We start from the raw sequence: 25,050 nt of genomic DNA, 5'->3' as shown, positions 1-25,050 counted from the left end.
ACTGGGGTGTGCACTCGGGGTCGGCCATCGGGCCGAAAAGTGGCACGGAGTGCCTATTTTGCGCCCAGATCAAGCCGATGGTCGAGAGCGGTGAAGCGGCGACCCGCGGAGACCGTGCGCACCGCCTGCCCGATCGCACGACGGGAGCCCACCAGCACGACCAGGCGTTTCGCCCGGGTGACGGCGGTGTAAAGCAGGTTGCGCTGGAGCATCATCCAGGCGCCGGTAGTGACGGGGATCACTACTGCCGGATACTCGCTGCCCTGCGAACGGTGGATCGTGACCGCGTAGGCATGCGTCAACTCGTCCAGCTCGTCGAAGTCGTAGCCGACCTCTTCGTCCTCGTCGGTCCGCACCGTCAGCCGCTGCTCGACCGCGTCGAGGCTGGTGACGACCCCCACGGTGCCGTTGAAGACGCCGTTGGCGCCCTTGTCGTAGTTGTTTCTGATCTGGGTTACCTTGTCGCCGACCCGGAAGGTGCGCCCGCCGAACCGGCGCTCGGCCACATCGGGGCGAGCCGGCGTGACGGCCTGCTGGAGCAGTCCGTTGAGCACGCCCGCGCCGGCCGGGCCGCGGTGCATGGGGGTGAGCACCTGGACGTCGCGGCGCGGGTCGAGACCGAACCTGGCCGGAATTCGCCGGGCCACCACGTCCACTGTCAGCCTGGCCGCCTCCTCCGAGTCCTCTTCGGCGAAGAGGAAGAAATCGGCCAGCCCCTGGGTGACCGGTGGCACCCCGGAGTTGATCCGGTGCGCGTTCGTCACCACACCGGACTGCTGGGCCTGGCGGAAGATACGGGTGAGCCGCACTGCCGGGACCGGCCCGCCCGGTGTCAGCAGATCCCGCAGCACCTCCCCCGCGCCCACGCTCGGCAGCTGGTCCACATCGCCGACGAACAGCAGGTGCGCCCCCGGAGGCACCGCCTTCACCAGCTTGTTCGCCAGCAGCAGGTCCAGCATCGACGCCTCGTCGACCACCACCAGGTCCGCGTCGAGCGGCCGGTCGCGGTCGTAGGCCGCGTCGCCGCCCGGCTTGAGTTCCAGCAGGCGGTGCACGGTCGACGCGGCGGCTCCGGTCAGCTCGGCGAGCCGCTTGGCAGCCCGGCCGGTGGGCGCGGCAAGCACCACCTTGGCCTTCTTGGCCGTGGCGAGGGCGACCACTGAGCGCACCGTGAACGACTTGCCGCAGCCCGGACCGCCGGTGAGCACCGCCACTTTCTGCGTGAGCGCCAACCGCACCGCTTCCTGCTGCTCGGGGGCGAGATCCGCACCGGTCTTGTCAGCGAGCCAGGACAGCGCCTTGTCCCAGGCCACGTCCTGGAAGGCCGGCATACGGTCCTCCGGGCCGCGCAGCAGCCTCAGCACCTGGGCGGCGAGCGCTATCTCCGCGCGATGGAACGGCACCAGGTACACCGCCTTGATCGGCTCGCCGTCGCCGTCGGGCGACGGCACGCGCTCACGCACCACCCCCTCCTCGTCGGCCAACTCCCCCAGGCACTCGATCACCAGGCCGATGTCCACCTGGAGCAGCTTCACCGCATCGGCTATCAGCCGCTCCTCGGGCAGGAAGCAGTTGCCGCCGTCGGTGGCCTGCGAAAGGGCGTACTGAAGACCGGCCTTGACCCGCTCAGGGCTGTCGTGCGGGATGCCCACCGCCTGGGCGAGCCGGTCTGCGGTCAGGAACCCGATGCCCCACACCTCGGAGGCAAGGCGATACGGCTGGTTCTTCACCACGGAGATCGAGGCGTCGCCGTAACTCTTGTAGATCCGCACGGCGATCGACGTGGACACCCCCACGCCCTGGAGGAACACCATCACCTCCTTGATCGCCTTCTGCTCCTCCCACGCGACGGCGATCAACTTCGTCCGCTTCGGCCCGAGTCCTGGCACCTCGACCAGGCGGGCGGCCTCGGTCTCGATGACCTCCAGGGTGTCGGTACCGAAGTGATCCACGATGCGCTCGGCGATGCGCGGCCCGATCCCCTTGATAAGCCCCGAGCCGAGGTAGCGGCGAATGCCCTGGATCGTGGCCGGCAGGACCGTCGTGTAGTTCTCCACGGTGAACTGCTTGCCGTACTGCGGGTGGGAGCCCCATCGGCCGTGCATCCGCAGGGACTCGCCGGGCTGTGCGCCGAGCAGGGCACCGACCACCGTGAGGAGATCGCCGGAACCGCGGCCGGTGTCGACGCGCGCGACCGTGTAGCCGTTGTCCTCGTTGGCGTACGTGATCCGCTCGAGGACGCCCTCCAGGACCGAAAGGTGCGGCGCCTCACCCATCTGCGGGCTCCCTTCGGGCCGGTCGGTGATCTGCTCCGAAGGTACTCGCCGTGACCGACACCGCGTCGTCGGTCACCCGTGCGGCTGTGGACAACCCCGATGGCAAGCAGGGACAAGCGGAGAGGGGCCCGGCCGAAGCCGGACCCCTCTTCCCTCCCCCTGTACTCCCGAAGCCCCCCTCGGGCGTACCAGCCGGGCTCCTTGAACCCCCTCCAGGAGCCCTGATGCCATGTACGACACGCCAGGTGGAGGAAGGGTTGTACCGCGGACGACAAAATTCCAAGATCTTCTCAGAGCACGTGCTGCCGGTACCTTTCCGCGACCTCCGCAAGCACCTCCGTGCCCTTCCTGGCCCACAAGGCGGGGTTGAAGATCTCCACCTCCACCTGTCCCCGGTACCCGGCCTCGTCGACCCGCGCGCGGAATCCCCGCAGATCGACACAGCCGTCACCGAGTTGTCCGCGTCCGAGCAACACCCCTTCGGGCAGCGGCGTCACCCAGTCCGCGACCTGGAAGCACGCGATCCGGCCGCCCGCACCGGCCCGGGCGATCCCCGCCTCCGCACGGTCGTCCCACCACAGGTGGTAGGTGTCCACCACGACGCCGACGTGTTCGGGCGCGAAACGCTCCGCGATGTCCAGGGCCTGGCCCAGGGTCGAGACCACGCAGCGGTCCGAGGCGAACATCGGGTGCAAGGGCTCGATCGCCAGCCGCACACCACGTTCCGCCGCGTACGGCACGAGCGCACCGATCGCGTCCGCGACCCGCTCCCTGGCGGCGGCGATGTCGCGGTCGCCCTCGGGCAGACCTCCGGAGACCAGCACCAGGGTGCCGGTGCCGAGCACGGCTGCCTCGTCGATCGCCGCACGGTTGTCGTCGAGCGCCTCGGCCCGGCGTACCGGGTCGGACGCGCTGAAGAAGCCGCCGCGGCACAGCGAGGTGACGTTGATCCCGTGGTCGCTCATCAGCGCGGCCGCGTCCCGCACGCCGTACTCCTGGACCGGCGCGCGCCACAACCCGACCGACGTGATGCCGAGAGCCGCACAGCCCTCGGCGAGTTCGGGCAGTGACCACTGCTTGAGGGTCTCCTGGTTGATGCTGAGGCGCTCAAGGCCCTGTGCGGCGGCCTGGGTCTCGGTCATGCGTCCACTCCGTATACGGCCAACAGCCCGCGCATCCGGGCTTCGGCGAGTGCGGGGTCGGGGAACAGCCCGACCCGGTCGGCGAGTTCGTACGCCCGCGCGAGGTGCGGGAGGGAGCGCGCGGACTGGAGGCCACCGACCATGGTGAAGTGCTCCTGGTGTCCCGCCAGCCAGGCGAGCAGGACCACACCGGTCTTGTAGAAGCGGGTGGGCGCCTCGAAGAGGTGCCGGGACAGGCCGACGGTCGGGTCCAGCAGCCCTCGGAACCCTGCCACGTCCCCCGTGTCCAGTGCGCTGACCGCGGCGGCGGCCAGCGGTGCGAGCGGGTCGAAGATGCCGAGCAGGGCGTGGCTGAAGCCCTCGTCGTCGCCCTCGATCAGCTCGGGGTAGTTGAAGTCGTCGCCGGTGTAGCAGCGCACTCCTTCCGGCAGGCGGCGGCGCAGCGCGACCTCGCGGTCCGCGTCGAGCAGCGAGATCTTGATGCCGTCGACCTTGTCCGGATGGGCGGTGATCACCTCCAGGAACGTCTCGGTCGCGGCGTCGAGGTCGTCGCTCCCCCAGTAGCCGGCGAGCGCGGGGTCGAACATCGGGCCGAGCCAGTGCAGGATCACCGGTTCCGCGGACTGCCGCAGCAGGTGCCCGTAGACCTCCAGGTAGTCGTCCGGCCCCTTGGCGACGGCGGCCAGGGCACGCGAGGCCATGAGGATGGCCTGCGAGCCGGCCGCTTCCACCACCGCCAGCTGCTCCTCGTAGGCAGCCGTGACCTCGACCAGGGTCACCTCGGAGGCGGCAGGACCGGCGAGTTGGTCGGTGCCGACACCGCAGGCGATCCGGCCGCCCACCGCGCGCGCCTCGGCGGATGATCGTCGAATCAGCTCCGCCGCGACCGGCCAGTCCAGGCCCATCCCGCGCTGTGCGGTGTCCATCGCCTCGGCCACCCCGAGCCCATGGCTCCACAGGTGGCGGCGGAACGCGAGGGTCGCGTCCCAGTCGACGGCCGCGGGTGCGTCGGCGGCGGTGCGCAGCGGGTCGGCGACGACATGGGCCGCCGAGTACACCACCCTGCTGCGCAGCGGCAGGCCGGCGGAGTGGACGACCGACTCCGTCCTGGGCTGGTAGGCGCGTGGTTCGCCCGACACGTCGGGCAGCAGGATGGTCACAGCGACAGCTCCGGGACCTCGAAGCGGCGGCCTTCCGCGGAGGACTTCAGGCCGAGTTCGGCGAGTTGCACGCCTCGGGCGCCGGCCAGCAGGTCCCACCGCCACGGCTCGTCGAGCACCACGTGGCGCAGGAAGAGCTCCCACTGGGCCTTGAAGCCGTTGTCGAAGTCGGCGTTGTCGGGAACTTCCTGCCACTGGTCGCGGAAGGACTCCGTGGCGGGCAGGTCGGGGTTCCAGACCGGCTTGGGGGTGGCCGAGCGGTGCTGGGCGCGGCAGTTGCGCAGACCTGCGACGGCGGAGCCATGGGTACCGTCCACCTGGAACTCGACGAGTTCGTCCCGGTTGACCCGCACCGCCCAGGAGGAGTTGATCTGCGCGATCGCACCGCCCTCCAGCTCGAAGACGCCGTAGGCGGCGTCGTCCGCGGTGGCGTCGTACGGCTTGCCCTGCTCGTCCCAGCGCTGCGGGATGTGCGTGGTGGCGAGCGCCTGCACGCTGCGCACCCGGCCGAACAACTCGTGCAGCACGTAGTCCCAGTGCGGGAACATGTCCGCCACGATGCCGCCGCCGTCCTCGGTGCGGTAGTTCCACGACGGACGCTGTGCGCTCTGCCAGTCGCCCTCGAAGACCCAGTAGCCGAACTCACCGCGGACGGAGAGGATCTGGCCGAAGAAGCCGCCTTCGACCAGGCGTCGGAGCTTGCGCAGGCCGGGCAGGAAGAGCTTGTCCTGCACCACTCCGTGCTTGACGCCGGCCTCGTTGGCGAGCCTGGCGAGTTCAAGAGCCCCGGCCAGCGTGGTGCTGGTCGGCTTTTCGCAGTAGATGTGTTTGCCCGCCGCGATGGCCTGCTTGACGGCCTCCTCACGGGCGGAGGTCACCTGCGCGTCGAAGTAGATCTCGACCGAGGGGTCGGTGAGCACGGCGTCGAGGTCGGTGGTCCAGTGCTCGATGCCGTGCTGCTCGGCGATCGCGCGCAGTGCGTGCTCTCGGCGGCCGACCAGGATCGGCTCCGGCCACAGAACGGTGCCGTCGCCGAGGTCGAGGCCGCCCTGCTCGCGCAGACTGAGGATGGATCGGACCAGGTGCTGCCGATAGCCCATGCGTCCGGTGACGCCGTTCATGGCGATCCGCACGGTCTTGCGTGTCATGGGGGCCTCTCCTGAGCGGTTGGGGGTGCGGCGCGAAGGCCGGCTGTGAGGTACTCACGTATAGCAAGCGCTTTCTTCCGCGTCACGCTAGCTTGCAAGGGTGGCGATGGACAACCCTCTCCTGGATGCGAATGTAAGCGCTTGCTGGCATGGTGGACCATTCGAGGATGGTGCCGCTGCCGCGCGCGCCATCGAGGTGAGAGCATGTGCCGCGGTGGTCGGCGGCCGTACGACGCCGGGCCGGGTGGTCACGATCCCGGCCGCCGCACAAGGAGGTCAGGACCGATATGGCAGTGACACTGGCCGACGTCGCGGCACGCGCGGGAGTGTCGTCGGCGACCGTCTCCCGGGTGCTCAACGGAAACTACCCTGTGGCCGGCAGCACCCGGGAACGGGTGCGGCGGGCCGTGGCGGAGCTGGACTACGTCGTCAACGGGCAGGCGAGGGCACTCGCGGCGGCCAGCTCCGATCTCGTCGGCGTCCTCGTCAACGACGTGGCAGACCCCTTCTTCGGCCTGATCGCCAGCGCCTTGCAGCGCGAGATCGCCGCCGGTCCCGGCAACCCCCCGAGCGGCGGCAAGCTCGCGGTCGTCTGCAACACCGGTGGATCACCCGAGTCCGAACTCACCTATCTCACCCTGCTCGAACGCCAGCGCGCGGCCGGCGTGGTGCTGACCGGCGGCGCGGTCGAGGATGAGCGGCACACCGCCGCGGTGGCCACCCGGCTGGCCCGGCTGGCGTCCTCCGGCACCCGGATCGTGCTGTGCGGTCGCCCCCCGCTGCCCGAAACCGCGCCGGGCATCATGACCATCGCCTTCGACAACCGCGGCGGGGCGCGGCGACTGACCGAGCACCTGCTGTCACTGGGGCACCGCCGGATCGGCTGCGTCGCCGGCCCGGTCGAGCGCAGCACGACACGGCACCGGCTCGAAGGCCACCGCGCGGCGCTGGCCGCTCACGGGCTCGCGCCGCAGACCTCGAACGGGGCAGACCCCGGCGAGATCCCGGGCCAACCCGTCGTACACGGCGGATACGACCGCTCCTCCGGTTACGACGGCGCGCTGGAACTCCTGCGCAAGGACCCCACGGTGACCGCGATCGTGGCCGCCAACGACACGGCGGCGCTCGGAGTGTGCGCCGCCCTGCGCGATCGCGGGCTGAGCGTGCCCGGCGACATTTCGGTGGCGGGCTTCGACGACCTGCCGTTCTCTGCGGACGCCTCGCCGGCGCTGACCACGGTCCGCATCCCGCTCCATGAGGCCGGCGCGCGGGCCGGCCGGCTGGTACTGGGGCGGTCGGCCCCGCCGCCCGGCTCGGTCGCCACCGTGACCACCGAGCTGATGGTCCGCAGCTCCACCGCGCCGCCGGCGGCCACCGCTCGCTGAAAGTTATCCACAGGCTGGAAAAAGGGACTTCCGCACAGCCTCGGCACGGGCATACCTTTGACTCAGGCAAAGGAATTACGGAAGGCCGAGGTCGTCATGGCAGTTCAGGAGATCCGCGAGTTCAACCGGTTCTACACCAACCTCATCGGCGCGCTCGACTACAGCCGCCACCTGCACACACCGTTCACGCTCACCGAGGCTCGCGTGCTGTACGAACTCGCGCACGCGCGGCGCACCGACGCTGCTGACCTGCGGATGGAGTTGTCGCTCGACGCGGGCCATCTCAGCCGGATGCTGTCGAAGTTCGAGGAGCGGCAGCTCGTCACCCGAAGGCCCTCCGAGCAGGACGCGAGAAGGCAGCGGATAGAGCTGACCGCACGGGGGAAGGAAGCGGCCTCGCTGCTGGAGGAGCGCTCACAGGAGGCCGTGGGCTCCCTGGTCGGCCGGATAGCCCCGGAGGACCGGCCGCGGCTGACCGATGCGATGAGCACGGTCCGCGAGATCCTGCACGACGACCACCGGATCACCACTGGCCCGCGCGTGACCCTGCGTGCCCCCCGCCCGGGCGATCTTGGGTGGGCGATCGAGCGCAACGCCGCGGTGTACGCGACGGAATACGGCTGGGACGAGGACTACGAAACCCTCGTCGCGCGCATCGTCGCGGACTACGCGTCGGACCACGATCCGCAGCGCGAGGCGATGTGGGTGGCCGAACTCGACGGCGAGCGGGCGGGATGTGTGTTCTGCATGCGGGACGACGCGCCCGATACCGCGCGGCTGCGACTGCTGCTGGTCGATCCGGCAGCGCGTGGCCACGGGATAGGTGGGCGGTTGGTGGACACGTGCATCGCCTTCGCCCGCCAGGCCGCCTACACCGAACTCGTCCTGTGGACCAATGACGTGCTGGCCGGCGCCCGAAGGATCTACGAGCGGGCCGGGTTCGAACTGGTCGCCCAGAAACCGCACCGCAGCTTCGGCCGGGAGCTGATGGGCCAGGACTGGCGTCTGGCCCTGTAGCCGAATCAGGAAGCCGCTCCGAAGCCGAGGCCACAGCCGAAAGGAGGTCGTATCAGGCGTGATACGCAGGCGGCACGGCGGCTCAGGGATACCTGACCCCGGTTGACCGCGGGCGGGCCCGTGCCTAGTGTCCGGCGAATGAAACTCGCCTTCTCCACCCTCGGACTTCCCGCGTTGCCCATCGAGCAGGTCGTACGGCTCGCGGCAGACCATGGCTACCACGGCGTCGAGTTGCGCGCGAGCGAGGAGGAACCGGTCCACCCGGGGATTTCCGCAGGTGAACGTGCCCGCGTGGTCGAGCAGTTCGCGGCGGCCGACATCGCCGTTCTCACTGTCGCCGCCTACGCGAAAATGGCGGCACCCGGCGAGGACGGTCCGGTGCTGGCCGAGGTAGAGGCCGCGGTGGACCTGGCCGCGGACCTGGGCGCGTCCTTCGTCCGGGTCTTCCCGGGTGGCGGCGACCTGGCCGCCGCCGAGGCGGACGCCCTCGCAGAACGGCGGCTGGCCGCGGTGGCGCCGCTCGCGGCCGACCGAGGGGTCCGAGTGCTGCTGGAGACACACGACTCGCATCGGTCCGGCGCCGACGTGGCGAGGGTGTTGGGCACCGTCGGGCACCACGCCGTGGGCGCGATCTGGGACGTGATGCACACGTGGCTCGCCGGGGAGCAGCCGTCCTCGACGTACCCGGCGCTGGCGCCCTACCTGGGCTACGTGCAGGTCAAGGACATCGCCTCGACGGAGGATCGGACGCCGCTGCCGCTCGGCAAGGGGGCGCTGCCGCTGGCCGAGACGGTCGAGGTGCTCAGCCGCGCCGAGTGGGACGGCTGGCTGTGCTGGGAGTACGAGAAGAGGTGGTATCCGCAGGCGGAGGAGTTGCCGGGTCTGCTGGAGGCCGGGCGGGAGCATCTGGTTCGGCTGCTGTCGGAGTCGGCCTGAGCGGCCCGAGGAGTACGGGCGCGCTGGAGCGCCGGTCGGCGACGGGCCCGGCCCGGACGGGCGTCGGCCAGGAGAGGGAAGGGAGAACGCGGGCGTGCTCGATCTGGGACGGCTGAGAGCGCTGCACGCGGTGCACACGCACGGCTCGATCGGTGCTGCGGCCGCGGCGCTGGGGTACACACCGTCGGCGGTGTCCCAGCAGATCGCGAAGCTGGAGCGCGAGGCCGGGTCGGTACTGCTGGAGCGGCAGGGCCGCGGGGTGGCGCTGACTGATGCGGCGCGGCTGCTGGTGGCCGCGGCGCAGGAGTTGATGCGGGTGGTGGAGTCGGCCGAGGTCGCGCTGGAGGAGCAGCGCGGCCGGCCGAGCGGGCGGCTGACGGTGGCGGCGTTCCCAACCGCGGCCTGTGGGCTGCTGCCGCCGGTGCTGGCCGAGTTGGCCGCCGCGCACCCGGTGCTGGATCTGCGGCTGGTGGAGGTGGACGCTCACCTGTCGGTCGATCTGGTGCTGCGGGGCGCGGTGGACCTGGCGGTGGCGCACGACTGGGACATCGCGCCGCTCCCCGTGCCGGACGGGCTGGGGCGAGCGGTCATCGGTGATGACCGGTGCGATGTGCTGGTGCCCGCCGAACACCCTTTGGCGGCAAGGGGGTCGGTGCTGCGGACGGACATCGCGCGGGAGCGGTGGATCTGCCAGCCGCCGGGCTCGGTGTGCCACGACTGGCTGGTGCGGACGCTGCGGGAGTCCGGTACCGAACCGGACATGGCGTACCAGGTCGGGGAGTACGGCACGCAGGTCGCACTGGTGGCGGCCGGGTTGGGCATCGCGCTGGTGCCTCGGCTGGGCCGGGGGCCGCTGCCCGAGGGGGTGCGGGTGCTGCGGCTGGAGCCCGCGCCGGTGCGGCGGTTGTACGCGCTGTGGCGGAAGGGCGCGGCGCGGCGGCCGTCGATCACGGCCGCCGTCGACACGCTCCGGGCGCACTGGCAGCAGGCCGCGTAGCCCGGCCCGTCACCCGGACTGGGTGACGGCTGGGTGACGGGCCGGGTGACGGGTTCGCGGCGGCGGAGGTCAGGCCGCCGAACGGACCTCGCCGGTGAAAGTGCGCCAGAGCCCGGCGTACCGACCGTCGCGGGCGAGGAGTTCCTCGTGGGTGCCGTCCTCGACGACACGGCCGTGGTCGAGGACCACGACCCGGTCGGCCCGGGCCGCGGTGCTGAGCCGGTGCGCGACCACGAGGGTGGTGCGGCGGACGGACAGCCGGTCGGCGGCCTGGTTGACCAGTGCCTCGGTGGCGAGGTCGAGTGCCGCGGTGGCCTCGTCGAGCAGCAGGACGGCGGGGTCGACGAGTTCGGCGCGGGCCAGGGCAATGAGCTGGCGCTGGCCCGCGGACAGGTTCCGGCCGCGTTCGGCGACGTGGTGGAGGTAGCCGCCTTCGAGGGAGGCGATCATCCCGTCGGCGCCCACCGCGCGGGCGGCGGCCTCCACCTCGGCATCGGTCGCGTCCATCCGCCCGTAGGCGATGGCGTCGCGGATGGTGCCCGCGAACAGGTACGGCTCCTGGGGGACGACGCCCAACTGCTGCCGATAGCCGGTCAGATCGAACTCGCGGATGTCGGTGCCGTCGACGAGGACGGCACCGCCGGTCGGGTCGTAGTACCGAGCGGCGAGTTTGACCAGCGTGGACTTGCCCGCACCGGTCTCGCCGACGAAGGCGACGGTCTGGCCGGCGGGCACCCGCAGGTCGATACCGGCCAGGGCGTCGGTTCCTTCGGCGCCGGCGCCGCCGTAGCGGAAGAAGACGTCCTGGAAGGTGATCTCGCCGCGCAGGCGGTGCACCGGCCGCGGGTCCCGGGCCTGCGGTGTGGTGGTGGGCCGGCGCAGCAGTTCACGGATGCGGCCGAGCGAGACCGAGGCCTGCTGGAAGCCGTCGAAGACCTGGGAGAGCTGCTGCACCGGGGAGAAGAACAGGTCGATGTAGAGCAGGTAGGCGACCAAGGCGCCCGCGGTCAGGGTGCCCGCGTTGACCCGGTGGGCGCCGACGATCAGCACGAGCGCGGCCGCCACGCTGGACAGCAGCTGTACGAACGGGAAGTACACCGAGATCAGGAACTGGCCGCGGACCCGGGCCGTGCGGTATTCGTCGCTGCGGCTGAGGAAGCGCCGGGCGCCGTGCTGCTCACCGCGGAACGCCTGGACCACGCGCAGACCGGCCACGTGTTCCTGCAGGTCGGCGTTGACGACGGCGATCCGCTCGCGGGCGGACTCGTACGCGCGCACGGACTTGCGGCGGAAGACCCAGGTGGCGATCACCAGCAGGGGCAGGGTGGCGAAGACCAGCAGAGCGAGCTGCACGTCGATGGCGAGCAGGGCCACCAGGATGCCGACGAAGGTCAGCACGCTGACCAGCGCCGTGACCAGACCGGTCTGCAGGAAGGTGGACAGGGCGTCCACGTCCGTGGTCATCCGGGTCATGATGCGGCCGGACAGCTCCCGCTCGTAGAAGTCCAGTCCGAGCCGGTGCAGATGGGCGAAGATCTTCACGCGCAGGGTGTACAGGACGCGTTCGCCGGTGCGGCCGGTGAGCAGGGTCGAGCCCCACTCCACCACCCACTGCAGCAGGACCAGTGCCAGGCCGAGCAAGGAGGCCACCCAGACCGCGTCCAGCGCCTGCCTGCGCACGCCCGCGTCGATGCCGTGCCGGATCAGGACCGGCAGCAGCAGTCCGGCGATCGCGTCGATCGCGACGAGCAGCAGGCTGAGCAGCAGCGGGGTGCGAAAACCGCGGAGCATGCTGCCGAGCCCGAATGTCTGGTCGGCGGAGCGAGCCCGCTCCTCGTCGATGTCGGGGGTGTCGAGGGCGGGCGGCAAGGCGGCGACCTTGGCGAGGAGTTCCGGAGTGGCGGGCATCCCCGCGAGCGCGCCGGCCATTCCGCCCGGGCCCGCCGCGGTCCTGCGCGCGGCCGCCGGCACCGATGTGCCGCCGCCGGACGGATCGTCGTCCTCGTCCACCCGGAGGTGCTCGGGCCACAGTTCCGGGGTGATGCCCGCGGCCGCGTCCCGCACCGATTCGGCCTCGGCCACCGCTTCTTCCTCGGCCAGCAGCAGGCACTCCGGGTCGGCGCAGGTGCCGTCCGCGGCCATCTCGTGTCCGCACCGCTCGACGGTCCGCGACACAGCGGCGCCGGCCGGGTCGAGGTCGACCACGTCGGCGCCGAGCGCCTCGGGGTCGGTGAGCAACGCGCGGTAGAGCGGGCTGCGCGCCTGGAGTTCGTCGTGGGTACCCAGGTCGGCCAGGCGCCCCGCGTCCAGGACCGCGATCCGGTCGGCGAGGGCCAGGGTGGAGCGGCGGTGGGCGATCAGCAGCGTCGTACGGCCGCGCATCACCTGGCGCAGGGCGTCGAAGATCTCCGCCTCGACCCGGGCGTCCACCGCGGACGTGGCGTCGTCCAGGAGCAGCAGCCTCGGGTCGGTGAGGATCGCGCGGGCCAGGGCGACGCGCTGCCGCTGGCCGCCGGAGAGGGTCAGGCCCTGCTCGCCGACGACCGTGTCGTAGCCGTCGGGCAGTGCGGTGATGAAGTCGTGGGCCTGGGAGGCGCGGGTGGCCGCCAGGACCTCCTCGTCGGTCGCGTCGGGCTTGCCGTAGGCGATGTTGGCCCGCACGGTGTCGGAGAACAGGAAGCTGTCCTCGGGCACCAGCCCGATCGCGGAGCGCAGCGACTCGAAGGTCAGCTCGCGGACGTCCACACCGCCGATCCGCACGGCGCCGCCGGTCACGTCGTACATCCGGGGCAGCAGCAGGGAGACGGTCGACTTGCCGGAGCCGGAGGCGCCGACGACGGCGACCGTCTCGCCGGGCTCGATGCTCAGGTCGAAGCCGTCGAGGACCGGGCGCTGGGCGCTGTAGCCGAAGGAGACGTTGTCGAAGTCGACGGTGGCGGGGGCGCCCGGCGGGAGGGTCTTGGTGCCCTCGTCGAGGGTGGGGCGGGTGTCGATGAGTTCGAGGACGCGCTCGACTCCGGCGCGGGCCTGCTGGCCGACGGTCAGCATCATGGTGAGCATCCGGACCGGGCCGGTGAGCTGGGCGAGGTAGGTGGAGAAGGCGACGAAGGTGCCCAGGGTGATCTGACCGCGGGTGGCCATCCAACCGCCGAGCGCGAGCATGCCAATCTGGCCGAGCGAGGGGACCGCCTGGAGCGCCGGCGTGTAGCGGGCGCTGAGCCGGACGGTGCGCAGCCGGCCCGCGAAGAGGCGGCGGCTGACCTTCTGCAGCTTGCCCATCTCCTGCTGTTCCTGGCCGAAGCCCTTGACCACCCGCACCCCGGTGACCGACCCGTCGACGACGCCGGCGACTGCCGCCGCCTGGCCCTGGGCGTACCAGGTGGCGGGGAACAGCCGCTTGCGGGAGCGGTCGGCGATGAACCACAGCGCGGGGGCGACGGCCAGCGCGACCAGGGTCAGCACCGGGGAGAGGACGAGCATCACCACGAGGGAGAGCAGGAAGAGCAGCAGGTTGCCGATCATGACGGGCAGCATGAACAGCAGCCCCTGGATCAGTTGGAGGTCGCTGGTGGCGCGGCCGACGACCTGCCCGGTGCTCAGCTCGTCCTGGCGGCGGCCGTCGAGCCGCATGATCGACCGGAACATCTCGTCCCGCAGGTCGTGCTGGACGTCGAGGGCGAGGCGCCCGCCGTAGAACCGCCGCAGGTACGTCAGCACGTAAACGACGACAGCGGCGACCACCAGGGCGATGGCCCACGGCGCGAGCGGCCTGTCGTGCTTGACGATGACGTCGTCGATGATCAGCTTGGGAACCAGCGGGACCAGGGCGGTGACGCCCATGCCCGCGAGGGACGCGCCGAGCGACAGCAGCACGCTGCGCTTGTACCGCCAGGCATAGCCGCTCAGCCTCCGGAGCCAGCCCTGCTCGGGGCCGTCCTCAGCCGCTGCCCCCGGTCTCGCCTTCGCCACGCCGTCCTCCACCACGTTCGTCCCGCGACCCGCCGCCGCTTGTCCTGCCGACGCTCCCAACGCGCCGCACCGCGCGTTTCATCCTCCCGCAACAAAACCAACGACCAAGGTCGCACATGAGTGCGACCTTGGTCGTAATCACTTCGAGTGATTCGGACGGCTCAGCGGGCCGCCGCGATCTGCCGGGCCATGATCGTCGTGAGCTCGTAGGCGGTGTGGGAAGCGGCGACCGAGGTGATCTCCGCGTGGTCGTAGGCCGGGGCGACCTCCACCACGTCGGCCGACACCAGATGGCAGCCGGACAGGCCGCGCAGGATCTCCAGGAGCTCGCGTGAGGTGAGGCCGCCGGCTTCCGGGGTCCCGGTGCCGGGGGCGTGCGCGGGGTCGAGGACGTCGATGTCCACCGAGATGTACAGCGGCCGGTCGCCGATCCGCTCCCGCAGCTGCTGGGCGACCTCGTCGACGCCGCGGCGCATCACGTCGGCGGAGGTGACGATGCCGAAGCCCATCTTCTCGTCGTCGTCGAGGTCCTTCCTGCCGTACAGCGGGCCGCGGGTTCCGACGTGGGAGAGCGCCGAGGTGTCGAGGATGCCCTCCTCGACCGCGCGGCGGAACGGCGTCCCGTGGGTGTACGCGGCGCCGAAGTACGTGTCCCAGGTGTCGAGGTGCGCGTCGAAGTGGAGCAGGGCCACCGGCCCGTGCCGGCGGGCGACCGCGCGCAGCAGCGGCAGGGCGACGGTGTGGTCGCCGCCGAGGGTCATGAGGCGGGCACCGGTCGCCAGCAGGTCGTCTGCGGCGGTCTGGATGGTCTCGACCGCCTCACCGATGTCGAACGGGTTGGCGGCGATGTCGCCCGCGTCGGCCACCTGGGCAAGCGCGAAGGGGGCGGCGTCCTGCGCCGGGTTGTACGGGCGCAGCAGCCGGGACGCCTCGCGGATGGCGTTGCCGCCGAACCGCGCGCCGGGGCGGTAGGACACCCCGGTGTCGAAGGGCACGCCGACGACCGCGACGTCCGCACTGCCCACCTCGTCGAGCCGGGGCAGGCGGGCGAAGGTCGCGGGGCCCGCGTAGCGCGGGACACGCGAGGAGTCGACGGGGCCGCGCGGCTGGGCGCTGCTCATGTGGCTGCCTCTTCTCGGTGTGGCGGTTCGGTACGGCGCTTCTCGGTACGGCCGGTGCCCGCCGACCCTACGGCCCCCCATCGGCCCCCGAAATGTACGTTTCCTCCAATCGGCGACGGTGATTACGCCTCGGCGTCGATCCGGGGCACGTCGCATACCGGGACGCGGGGGCGGGAGAATGTCTCCATGCCCATGGACCCGCTGCCTGCCACCCCCACCCGCCAGGCCCTCGTCTCGCACCTGATACGCACCCGGATCGCCGGAGACGTCGCGACCACGCGCGAGAACAACCTCGACCACTACCGGGAGCTCGCCGAGGGCAACCGCTACTTCTGGTTCGGGTTGGAACTCGGTGACCGGTGGACCGAGGAGTCGGCGGTGCTGGAGTTGATGGCGGAGCGCTGCGGGGTGGTCGCCGACCCCGAGCACGTGCACGGGCAGGACACCATCGACCCTGAGCTGACCGTCGACGGCCTGGACCGTATGGCGGAGGTGCTGAAGAAGGCGGCGGAGAGCCGCTCCACGGTCCTGCTGGCCAGCGGGCATCCCGCGGGATTGTTCGCGGTCCACAACGTACTTGCCGGGGCCTTGCGGGCGGTCGGCTGCCAGGTGGTCGGACCGGCGGAGAACCTGTACGCGGACGGCGGCGAGATCCGCTACCTCGGCGGTGTCTTCATGCTGCACCGGGGTGGCGGCCTGGTGCACACCCACTCACCGGAACCGATGACCGAGGTGCTCAACGCCCTGGAGCGCGACGGGCGGGGGCTGCCCGACCTGGTGGTGGCCGACCACGGCTGGGCGGGCTGCGCGGGGGCGCGCGGTATCGACACGGTCGGCTTCGCGGACTCCAACGACCCGGCGCTGTTCGTCGGCGAGTCCGAGGGCAGCGTCCTGGTGAGCGTGCCGCTCGACGACAACGTGCAGCCGCACTTCTACGCGCCGATGGCCTCCTACCTGCTGGACGCGGCCGACCTGCGGCGCCGCCCGGCGGCGCCCCGGCCGGGCGGTGGCGGCCGGCACCGCCCGGACCCCCGGACCCGAAGGACCAGAACCCGCAAGACCCGCGACTAGGAACCGGGGACCAGGGAGCGTCGGAGCCCGGACACCGACCCCGATCGCCGACCCCGCCCCCCTATCGCCGACCGGGACCCTCTGCGGGGCGCGCCGGCCTCAGTCCCACGGCACCCGGACCAGGCCCTCCTGGATCACCGACACGGCCAGTGCGCCGTCCTGCGTGTAGATGCGCGCGGTGCCCAGCCCGCGTCCGCCCGAGGCGGACGGGCTCTGCTGGTCGTACAGCAGCCACTCGTCGGCGCGGAAGGGGCGGTGGAACCACATGGCGTGGTCGAGGCTGGCGCCCACCACGTCGCCGACCGCCCAGCCGCCGCGCCCGTGCGCGAGGAGCACCGAGTCGAGCAGCGTCATGTCCGACACATAGGTGGCCAGGCAGACGTGCAGCAAGGGGTCGTCGGCGAGCTTGCCACGGGTGCGGAACCACACCTGGGAGCGCGGTTCGCGGCGCACGCCCGCGGTGAGGAAGGGCGGGTCCTCGACATAGCGCAGGTCGACGGCGGCCCGCGCTTCGAGCAGCCGGTCGATGACCGTCGGATCGGGGAACTTGTCGGCGTGGGCCGGCAGCAGTTCGTCGGCGCCGGGGAGCATCTCGGGGTCGGGCGCCGACGGCATCGCCTCCTGGTGCTCCAGGCCGTCCTCATGGATCTGGAAGGACGCCGACAGGTGGAAGATCGGCTGGCCGTGCTGGATCGCGACGACCCGCCGGGTGGTGAAGGAGCGGCCGTCGCGAATCCGGTCCACCTGGTAGACGATCGGCGCGCCCGGGTCGCCGGGCCGCAGGAAGTACGCGTGCAGGGAGTGTGCGGCGCGCTCCTCGGGCACGGTGCGGCCGGCGGCGACCAGGGCCTGCGCGGCGACCTGCCCGCCGAAGACGCGCGGCACCACGGCCGAGCGGCTGAAGCCGCGGAAGATGTCCTGCTCGATCCGCTCCAGGTCGAGGAGGCCGAGCAGGGACTGCAGGGGTGTCGGTTTCTCGTTCACAGGCCCATCGACTTGGCGATGATCGACTTCATGACCTCACTGGTCCCGCCGTAGATCCGGTTGACCCGGTTGTCCGCGTAGAGGCGGGCGATCGGGTACTCGTTCATGTAACCGTATCCGCCGTGCAGCTGGAGGCAGCGGTCGATGACACGGGCGGCGACCTCGGTGCAGAAGAGCTTGGCCGAGGCGGCGTCGGCGGCGGACAGCTCGCGCCGGTCGTGGGCTTCGAGCGCGCGGTCCACGACGGCCTCGGCGGCGTCGACCTCGGCCTTGCAGGCGGCGAGTTCGAACTTGGTGTTCTGGAACGACGCGACGGTCTTGCCGAAGACGGTGCGGTCCTGGACGTACGCCTGCGCGAAGCGGATCGCGGCCGCGGCCTGGGCGTGGGCGCCGGCCGCGATGGCGAGTCGCTCCTGCGGCAGGTTCTGACCGAGGTAGGAGAAGCCCTTGCCCTCCTCGCCCAGCAGGTCCTCCACCGGCACGCGGACGTCGGTGAAGGACAGCTCCGCGGTGTCGGAGGTCTTCAGGCCGAGCTTGTCCAGCTTGCGGCCGACCGCGTAGCCGTCGGACTTGGTGTCGACGACGAAGAGCGAGATGCCGGCGCGGCGGTCCTCGGGAGTGGGCGGGGCGGTGCGGGCGCAGACGATCACGCGGTCGGCGTGGACGCCGCCGGTGATGAAGGTCTTCGCGCCGTTGAGGACGTAGTGGCTGCGGTCGTCGGCGAGTTTCGCGGTGGTCTTCATGCCGGCCAGGTCGGAGCCGGTGCCGGGCTCGGTCATCGCGATGGCGAACATGGTCTCGCCGCTGACGAAGCCGGGCAGCCAGCGCTTCTTCTGCTCCTGGGTGCCGTACGCCATCACGTACGGCAGGCAGAGGCCGACGTGCACGCTGCTGCCGCCGAAGCTGACACCGGCGCGGGCCAGCTCCTCGCCGATCACGGCCTGGAACTTGAAGCTGCGCTCGCCCGCGCCGCCGAACTCCTCGGGCACCTCGATGCCGAACACACCGAGCTCACCGAGCTTGTAGTAGAACTCACGCGGTATCTGCCCGGCCGCCAGCCACTCGTCGTAGACGGGGACGACCTCGGCCTCGATGAAGGCGCGTATCGTCTCGCGGAACGCCTCGTGGTCCTCGTTGAACACCGTACGACGCACAGCGCGCCTCCCATCCGAGAATTAAGCAAGCGCTCAGAAAGTTACCCGCCGGTCGTCACCGCTGTCCAGGGCAGGGCCGCCGCCGAGGGCGTCCAGCGCGCTGAGCGCGAGGCGGTGCAGAAGAGCGGCCATCCCGGCGCGGTCGGGCAGACCGGACTGCGCGCCGAGGTGGGGCGTGGAGTTGAGCAGGCCGAACACGGCGTGGACAGCGGCTCGGGCCTCCAGTTCGGTGGCGCCGGGGTACACCCGGCGGACCACCGCCACCCATTCCTCCACATACTGCCGCTGGAGCTGGCGGACGAGTTTGCGGTCGGATTCGCGCAGCCGGTCCAGCTCGCGGTCGTGCAGGGTGATGAGCGGCCGGTCGTCGATGGCGAAGTCGATGTGGCCGCGGATCAGCGCGTCCAGCGTCTCGGCGGGCTCCGTGGTCTCCGCGACCCGCATCCGGCCCGCGGCCAGCAAACGCCCGCTGATCCCGACCAGCAACTCGGCGAGCATCGCGTCCTTCCCGGCGAAGTGCCGGTACAGCCCGGGGCCGCTGATGCCGACCGCGGCCCCTATCTCGTCCACGCCGACTCCGTGGAACCCGCGCTCGGCGAAGAGCCGCGCGGCCTCTCGGAGGATCTGCTCGCGCCGGTTTTCCACAGCCTTGGTCGGACTCATGAAATCGAGTCTAGACAATCCCGTTAGCGAGCGTTAACGTGGAGTCATCAGGTTAACGCTCGCTAACACCCGGGGGGCCGACCCATGGCAGCACCCGCCCTGTCCAGTGCCGCAGATCCGGCATCGGAGGCATTTCGCGCCAACGCGCAGGCGCACACCGCACTCACGGCGACTCTGCGTGACAAGCTTGCCGCCGCGCGGCTCGGCGGCGGGGAGAAGGCGCGCGCACGGCACACCTCCCGGGGAAAACTGCTGCCGCGGGACCGGGTGGACGGACTGCTCGACCCGGGCTCCCCCTTCCTCGAACTTGCTCCGCTCGCCGCCGACGGGATGTACGACGGCCAGGCCCCCGCGGCGGGGGTGATCGCCGGCATCGGCCGGGTCTCGGGCCGCGAGGTCGTGGTGGTGGCCAACGACGCCACCGTCAAGGGCGGCACCTATTACCCGATGACCGTCAAGAAGCACCTGCGGGCCCAGGAGGTCGCGCTCGACAACCGGCTGCCCTGCGTCTACCTGGTGGACTCCGGCGGCGCCTTCCTCCCCCGGCAGGACGAGGTCTTCCCCGACCGCGACCACTTCGGCCGGATCTTCTACAACCAGGCCACCATGTCGGCCCGCGGCATCCCGCAGATCGCCGCGGTGATGGGTTCGTGCACCGCCGGCGGTGCCTATGTCCCGGCGATGAGCGACGAGGCCGTGATCGTGCGGAACCAGGGCACGATCTTCCTCGGCGGCCCGCCCCTGGTGAAGGCCGCCACCGGAGAGGTGGTCACCGCGGAGGAACTCGGCGGCGGCGAGGTGCACTCCCGGACGTCCGGTGTCACCGACCATCTCGCCGAGGACGACGCGCACGCGTTGAGCATCGTCCGCGACATCGTGGCCACCCTGCCGGCCCGGGGCGCGCCGCCGTGGACGGTGCGGCCCGCGGAACCGCCCGCGGTGGACCCGGCGGGGCTGTACGGCGCGGTGCCGGCGGACTCCCGTACGCCGTACGACGTGCGGGAGGTGATCGCCCGGCTGGTCGACGGCAGCCGCTTCGCGGAGTTCAAGGCGGAGTACGGCACCACGCTGGTCACCGGATTCGCCCACCTCCAGGGCCATCCGGTCGGCATCGTGGCGAACAACGGCATCCTGTTCGCCGAATCCGCCCTCAAGGGCGCGCACTTCATCGAACTCTGCGACCAGCGCGGCATCCCGCTGCTCTTCCTCCAGAACATCTCGGGCTTCATGGTGGGCCGGCAGTACGAAGCGGGCGGCATCGCCAAACACGGCGCGAAGATGGTGACGGCGGTGGCGTGTGCCCGGGTGCCGAAGCTGACGGTGGTGATCGGCGGCTCCTACGGCGCCGGGAACTACTCCATGTGCGGCCGGGCCTACAGCCCCCGCTTCCTGTGGATGTGGCCCAACGCCAAGATCTCCGTGATGGGCGGCGAGCAGGCCGCCTCGGTGCTGGCGACGGTGAAGCGGGACCAGTTGGCCGCGGCCGGCGAGAAGTGGAGCGAGCAGGCGGAGGAGGACTTCAAGGCTCCGATCCGCGAGCAGTACGAGACCCAGGGCAACGCCTACTACGCGACGGCCCGGCTGTGGGACGACGGGGTGATCGACCCGCTGGAGACCCGCACCGTACTGGGTCTGGCGCTGACCGCCTGTGCCAACGCGCCACTGCCCGAAGCCGATCCGACCGCGCCGGGCTACGGCGTCTTCCGGATGTGAGGGCCGAGATGAGCAGCAACACCACCCCGAGCCGGCCGGCGATGTTCGACACCGTGCTGGTGGCCAACCGGGGAGAGATCGCGGTGCGGGTCATGCGCACCCTGCGGGAGTCAGGAGTGCGGTCGGCGGCCGTGTTCACCGAGGCGGACGCCGGCGCCCGGCATGTGCGGGAGGCCGACACCGCGGTGCGGGTGGACAGTTACCTGTCGGCGTCCGAGCTGGTGCGGGCGGCGGGCGCGGCCGGTGCTCAGGCCGTCCACCCCGGATACGGATTCCTCGCCGAGAACGCGGGCTTCGCCCGGGCCTGCGCACAGGCCGGGCTGGTCTTCATCGGGCCGCCGGCCGACGCGATCGAGCTGATGGGCGACAAGATCCGGGCCAAGCAGACCGTGCAGGCCGCCGGGGTGCCGGTGGTGCCCGGCAGCAGCGGCAGCGGGTTGACCGACGGCGAACTGGCCGAGGCGGCGCGGGAGATCGGCATGCCGGTGCTGCTCAAGCCGTCCGCGGGCGGCGGTGGCAAGGGCATGCGGCTGGTACGGGACGCGGCGCGGCTGCCCGAGGAGATCGCGGCGGCCCGCCGGGAGGCGCGCGGTTCGTTCGGGGACGACACGCTGCTGGTGGAGCGGTGGATCGACCGGCCGCGCCATATCGAGATCCAGGTGCTGGCCGACGCGCACGGCAATGTGGTGCACCTCGGCGAGCGGGAGTGCTCGTTGCAGCGCCGGCACCAGAAGGTGATCGAGGAGGCGCCGTCGGTGCTGCTGGACCCGGCCACCCGGGCGGCGATGGGCGAGGCGGCGGTGCAGGCGGCGCGTTCGTGCGGGTACACCGGCGCGGGCACGGTGGAGTTCATCGTGCCCGGCGCGGACCCGGCCGCGTACTACTTCATGGAGATGAACACCCGGCTCCAGGTGGAGCACCCGGTGACGGAGTTGGTGACCGGGCTGGACCTGGTGGAGTGGCAACTGCGGGTGGCCTGCGGGGAACCGCTGGACTTCGGCCAGCAGGACGTGACGCTGACCGGGCACGCGATCGAGGCGCGGATCTGCGCGGAGACGGCCCGGCCGGGCGACGGCTCGGTGGACTTCCTGCCGTCGGCGGGCACCGTGCTGGAGTTGCGTGACCCGGCCGGGCCCGGGGTGCGGGTGGACTCCGGTCTGGCGGCGGGCACCGAGGTCGGCACCGCCTATGACCCGATGCTCGCCAAGGTGATCGCGCACGGCCCCGACCGGGCGACGGCGCTGCGCAGGCTGCGGGCGGCGCTGGCCGGCACGGTGGTGCTGGGCCTGGAGACGAACACCGGGTTCCTGCGGCGGCTGCTCGCGCATCCGGCCGTGGTGGCGGGCGAGTTGGACACCGGGCTGATCGACCGGGACGCGGCCGGGCTGCTGCCGGACGGGGTGCCGGACGAGGTGTACGAGGCGGCGGCGCTGCTGCGGCAGCGCGAGTTGGCAGCGCCGGCGGAGGACGGCGGGTGGGTCGACCCGTTCTCGGTGCCGAGCGGGTGGCGGCTGGGCGGGGAGCCGGCCTGGACGGTGCACCATCTGCGGGTGCCGGGCCGGGAGCCGGTGCGGGTGGGAGTGCGCGACGGCCGGGTGCGGATCGGCGACGGTCCGCCGGTGCGGGCACGCATCGATGTGACCGGCTCGCGGGTGGTGCTGTACCGCGAGGACAGGGCGTCGGCTTTCGACCGGGCGGGCGAGTGGCTGGGCCGGGACGGCGACAGTTGGCGGGTGCAGTCGTACGACCCGGTGGCGGCGGCGCTGCGGGGTGCGGCGGCGGGCGCCGGGGGTGGTGCGCTGACCGCGCCGATGCCGGGCACGGTCACGGTGGTGAAGGTCGCCAAGGGCGAGCAGGTGGTGGCGGGGCAGAGTCTGCTGGTGGTGGAGGCCATGAAGATGGAGCACGTGATCGCCGCGCCGCATGACGGCACGGTGACGGAGATCGACGTCACCGCGGGCAGCACGGTGGCGATGGACCAGGTGCTGGCGGTGGTGGCGCCGGACGGCGGCCCGGACGGTTCGGCCCTCGGCTCCGGGGAGGCGTCATGACGGCCGGCGACGGATCGGCGGTGCGCGGCACCGGGACCGGCGGTGCCGGCAGGACTGACGGGACTGACGGAAGCAGCGGGAGCAGCGGCAGCAGCCCGGAAGCGGGCACGAGCAGCCGCACGGAGGGGCTGCCCGCGGGCCTGCCGATGGCGGTGCCGATGCCGGGACTGCCGGAGTACGTCCGCATCCATGAAGTCGGCGCCCGTGACGGCCTGCAGAACGAGAAGTCGACGGTGCCGACGGAGGTGAAGGCGCGGTTCGTGCACCGGCTGGCGGAAGCGGGGCTGACCACGATCGAGGCGACCAGCTTCGTCCACCCCACGTGGGTGCCGCAGTTGGCGGACGCAGCCGAGCTGATGCCACTCCTGGCCGACCTGGCCCGGGACCCGGAGCTGCGGCTGCCGGTGCTGGTGCCGAACGCACGGGGGCTGGAGCGGGCGCTGGAGCTGGGAGTGCGGGAGATCGCGGTGTTCGGCAGCGCCACCGAGTCCTTCGCCCGGGCGAACCTGAACCGGACGGTGGCGGAGTCGCTGGCGATGTTCGAGCCGGTGGTGGCGCGGGCCCGGGCCGAGGGAGTACGGGTGCGCGGCTATCTGTCGATGTGCTTCGGCGACCCCTGGGAGGGCCCGGTACCGGTCGGGCAGGTGGCGGGGGTGGCCAGGCGGCTGTACGAGCTGGGCTGCACCGAGTTGAGCCTCGGCGACACCATCGGGGTGGCGACGCCGGGCCATGTGGTGGCGCTGCTGGACGAGTTGACCGCCGGCGGGGTCCCGATCGGACACCTCGCGGTGCACTTCCACGACACCTACGGTCAGGCCCTGTCGAACACGCTGGCCGCACTCCAGCGGGGCGTCGGCGTCGTCGACGCTTCGGCCGGCGGCCTGGGCGGCTGCCCCTACGCCAAGAGCGCCACCGGAAACCTCGCCACCGAAGACCTCGTCTGGATGCTGCACGGACTCGGCATCAGGACCGGGGTCGACCTCGACCGCCTCAGCGCCACAAGCGTCTGGATGGCGGAGCAGTTGGGACGGCCGAGCCCGTCCCGTACCGTCCGCGCCCTCACCCACCGGGAGCCGTAGCCATGTCGATCGACCACCGTCTGTCCGAGGAGCACGAGTCGCTGCGGGCGACCGTGGCGGAGTTCGCCCGCGATGTGATCGCACCGAAGATCGGCGACTTCTACGAGCGGGAGGAGTTCCCGTACGAGATCGTGCGGGAGATGGGGCGGATGGGCCTGTTCGGGCTGCCGTTCCCGGAGGAGTACGGCGGGATGGGCGGGGACTACTTCGCGCTGGGGCTGGTGCTGGAGGAGTTGGCGCGGGTCGACTCGTCGGTGGCGATCACCCTGGAGGCGGGGGTGTCGCTGGGCGCGATGCCGGTGTTCCGGTTCGGCACGGAGGAGCAGAAGCGGACCTGGCTGCCGCGGCTGTGCTCGGGCGAGATGCTGGGTGCTTTCGGGCTGACCGAGCCGGAGTGCGGTTCGGACGCGGGCGGCACCAGGACCACCGCGCGGCTGGACGAGTCGAGCGGCGAGTGGGTGATCAACGGCACGAAGTGCTTCATCACCAACTCCGGCACCGACATCACCGGCCTGGTCACGGTGACCGCGGTGACCGGTCGCAAGGAGGACGGCCGGCCGCGGATCTCCTCGATCATCGTGCCGTCCGGCACCCCGGGGTTCACGGTGTCGAAGAAGTACAGCAAGGTCGGGTGGAACGCCTCGGACACCCGGGAGTTGTCGTTCGCGGACTGCCGGGTGCCGGCGGCGAACCTGCTGGGTGCGGAGGGCCGGGGATACGCCCAGTTCCTGCGGATTCTGGACGAGGGGCGGATCGCGATCTCCGCGCTGGCCACCGGGTTGGCGCAGGGGTGCCTGGACGAGTCCCTGGCCTACGCGCGGCAGCGGAAGGCGTTCGGGCGGCCGATCGGCGCCAACCAGGCGATCCAGTTCAAGCTCGCGGACATGGAGATGCGGGCCCACACCGCGCGGCTGGCCTGGCGGGACGCGGCGTCGCGGCTGGTGAGCGGGGAGAAGTTCAAGAAGGAGGCGGCGCTGGCGAAGCTCTACAGCTCGGAGATCGCGGTGACCAACGCTCGCGAGGCCACCCAGATCCACGGCGGGTACGGCTTCATGAACGAGTATCCGGTGGCCCGGATGTGGCGGGACGCCAAAATCCTGGAGATCGGCGAGGGCACCAGCGAGGTCCAGCGGATGCTGATCGCAAGGGAGTTGGGATTGTCCGAATAACGCGGCAGAGGTAGC

The 25,050-nt window shown here is 71.5% G+C and carries 18 protein-coding genes; 9 read left to right on the top strand and 9 right to left on the bottom strand.

The window, feature by feature from the left end; all coding sequences use genetic code 11:
• Positions 1-53 precede the first annotated feature (53 nt).
• The 4 genes from recD2 to OG896_RS26320 all read right to left on the bottom strand — a co-directional run bounded on the left by recD2 (position 54) and on the right by OG896_RS26320 (position 5,726).
• A complete protein-coding gene (gene recD2, locus OG896_RS26335) occupies positions 54-2,276 on the bottom strand; it encodes an SF1B family DNA helicase RecD2 (RefSeq protein WP_329369272.1) in 2,223 nt (740 codons plus the stop codon).
• A gap of 290 nt (positions 2,277-2,566) precedes the next feature.
• Positions 2,567-3,418, bottom strand: coding sequence for a sugar phosphate isomerase/epimerase family protein (locus OG896_RS26330; RefSeq protein WP_329369270.1), 852 nt, complete (start codon positions 3,416-3,418; stop codon positions 2,567-2,569).
• Positions 3,415-4,578 carry a dihydrodipicolinate synthase family protein gene (locus OG896_RS26325; RefSeq protein ID WP_329369268.1) on the bottom strand — a complete coding sequence of 388 codons (1,164 nt, stop codon included), beginning with the start codon at positions 4,576-4,578 and terminating at the stop codon, positions 3,415-3,417. The genes OG896_RS26330 and OG896_RS26325 overlap by 4 nt, the downstream gene beginning before the upstream one ends.
• Entirely contained in the window at positions 4,575-5,726 is a 1,152-nt protein-coding gene (locus OG896_RS26320; protein WP_328464334.1) for a Gfo/Idh/MocA family protein, read from the bottom strand. Before OG896_RS26320 ends, OG896_RS26325 begins: the two co-directional genes overlap by 4 nt.
• 287 nt (positions 5,727-6,013) lie before the next feature.
• Here OG896_RS26320 and OG896_RS26315 point away from each other — a divergent pair, with 287 nt between their 5' ends.
• The 4 genes from OG896_RS26315 (at position 6,014) to OG896_RS26300 (ending at position 10,061) form a co-directional block, all read left to right on the top strand.
• Complete coding sequence (locus OG896_RS26315) at positions 6,014-7,111, top strand: LacI family DNA-binding transcriptional regulator (RefSeq protein ID WP_329369266.1); 1,098 nt, start codon at positions 6,014-6,016, stop codon at positions 7,109-7,111.
• A gap of 96 nt (positions 7,112-7,207) precedes the next feature.
• Positions 7,208-8,128: a bifunctional helix-turn-helix transcriptional regulator/GNAT family N-acetyltransferase gene (locus OG896_RS26310; protein WP_329369264.1), complete on the top strand. Its 921-nt coding sequence runs from the start codon at positions 7,208-7,210 to the stop codon at positions 8,126-8,128.
• Positions 8,129-8,266: 138 nt separating this feature from the next.
• Positions 8,267-9,064: a sugar phosphate isomerase/epimerase family protein gene (locus OG896_RS26305; RefSeq protein ID WP_329369263.1), complete on the top strand. Its 798-nt coding sequence runs from the start codon at positions 8,267-8,269 to the stop codon at positions 9,062-9,064.
• A 94-nt stretch (positions 9,065-9,158) separates the two neighbouring features.
• Positions 9,159-10,061, top strand: coding sequence for a LysR family transcriptional regulator (locus OG896_RS26300; protein ID WP_329369261.1), 903 nt, complete (start codon positions 9,159-9,161; stop codon positions 10,059-10,061).
• Positions 10,062-10,130: 69 nt separating this feature from the next.
• Here the strand turns inward: OG896_RS26300 and OG896_RS26295 are convergent, their stop codons facing one another.
• Together OG896_RS26295 and speB are read right to left on the bottom strand one after the other, a co-directional pair.
• The gene (locus OG896_RS26295; RefSeq protein WP_329369259.1) at positions 10,131-14,030 is read right to left on the bottom strand and encodes an ABC transporter ATP-binding protein; all 3,900 of its coding nucleotides are present in this window, start codon (positions 14,028-14,030) and stop codon (positions 10,131-10,133) included.
• Positions 14,031-14,191: 161 nt separating this feature from the next.
• Positions 14,192-15,151: an agmatinase gene (gene speB, locus OG896_RS26290; RefSeq protein ID WP_328464344.1), complete on the bottom strand. Its 960-nt coding sequence runs from the start codon at positions 15,149-15,151 to the stop codon at positions 14,192-14,194.
• A gap of 186 nt (positions 15,152-15,337) precedes the next feature.
• On the opposite strand from speB, the gene OG896_RS26285 reads away from it, so the two are divergent.
• Positions 15,338-16,222 (top strand): phosphatase, encoded by an 885-nt coding sequence (locus tag OG896_RS26285; RefSeq protein WP_329369258.1) that lies wholly within the window; start codon positions 15,338-15,340, stop codon positions 16,220-16,222.
• A 99-nt stretch (positions 16,223-16,321) separates the two neighbouring features.
• Here the strand turns inward: OG896_RS26285 and OG896_RS26280 are convergent, their stop codons facing one another.
• Genes OG896_RS26280 through OG896_RS26270 form a run of 3 tightly spaced genes read right to left on the bottom strand, consistent with a single transcriptional unit; the run spans position 16,322 to position 19,023 of the window.
• On the bottom strand, positions 16,322-17,206 hold the full coding sequence (locus OG896_RS26280; protein ID WP_329369257.1) for an acyl-CoA thioesterase: 885 nt from the start codon (positions 17,204-17,206) through the stop codon (positions 16,322-16,324).
• Positions 17,203-18,360 (bottom strand): acyl-CoA dehydrogenase family protein, encoded by a 1,158-nt coding sequence (locus OG896_RS26275; protein WP_329369255.1) that lies wholly within the window; start codon positions 18,358-18,360, stop codon positions 17,203-17,205. The genes OG896_RS26280 and OG896_RS26275 overlap by 4 nt, the downstream gene beginning before the upstream one ends.
• Positions 18,361-18,393: 33 nt before the next feature.
• Positions 18,394-19,023, bottom strand: a complete 630-nt coding sequence (locus OG896_RS26270; RefSeq protein ID WP_328464348.1) for an SACE_7040 family transcriptional regulator — start codon at positions 19,021-19,023, stop codon at positions 18,394-18,396.
• A gap of 84 nt (positions 19,024-19,107) precedes the next feature.
• Here OG896_RS26270 and OG896_RS26265 point away from each other — a divergent pair, with 84 nt between their 5' ends.
• From OG896_RS26265 to OG896_RS26250, 4 genes are all read left to right on the top strand, one after another.
• Positions 19,108-20,736 (top strand): carboxyl transferase domain-containing protein, encoded by a 1,629-nt coding sequence (locus tag OG896_RS26265; protein ID WP_329369253.1) that lies wholly within the window; start codon positions 19,108-19,110, stop codon positions 20,734-20,736.
• A gap of 41 nt (positions 20,737-20,777) precedes the next feature.
• Complete coding sequence (locus OG896_RS26260; RefSeq protein WP_329374289.1) at positions 20,778-22,787, top strand: acetyl/propionyl/methylcrotonyl-CoA carboxylase subunit alpha; 2,010 nt, start codon at positions 20,778-20,780, stop codon at positions 22,785-22,787.
• A gap of 146 nt (positions 22,788-22,933) precedes the next feature.
• Positions 22,934-23,866, top strand: coding sequence for a hydroxymethylglutaryl-CoA lyase (locus tag OG896_RS26255; RefSeq protein ID WP_329374287.1), 933 nt, complete (start codon positions 22,934-22,936; stop codon positions 23,864-23,866).
• A 2-nt stretch (positions 23,867-23,868) separates the two neighbouring features.
• The gene (locus tag OG896_RS26250) at positions 23,869-25,035 is read left to right on the top strand and encodes an acyl-CoA dehydrogenase family protein (protein WP_328464351.1); all 1,167 of its coding nucleotides are present in this window, start codon (positions 23,869-23,871) and stop codon (positions 25,033-25,035) included.
• The last annotated feature ends 15 nt before the right edge of the window (positions 25,036-25,050 follow it).

Source organism: Streptomyces sp. NBC_00669 (genome assembly GCF_036226785.1).
Classification (GTDB): Bacteria; Actinomycetota; Actinomycetes; order Streptomycetales; family Streptomycetaceae; genus Actinacidiphila.
The sequence above is the reverse complement of the archived record's forward strand: the minus strand, read 5'-3'. Positions and strand labels throughout refer to the sequence as shown.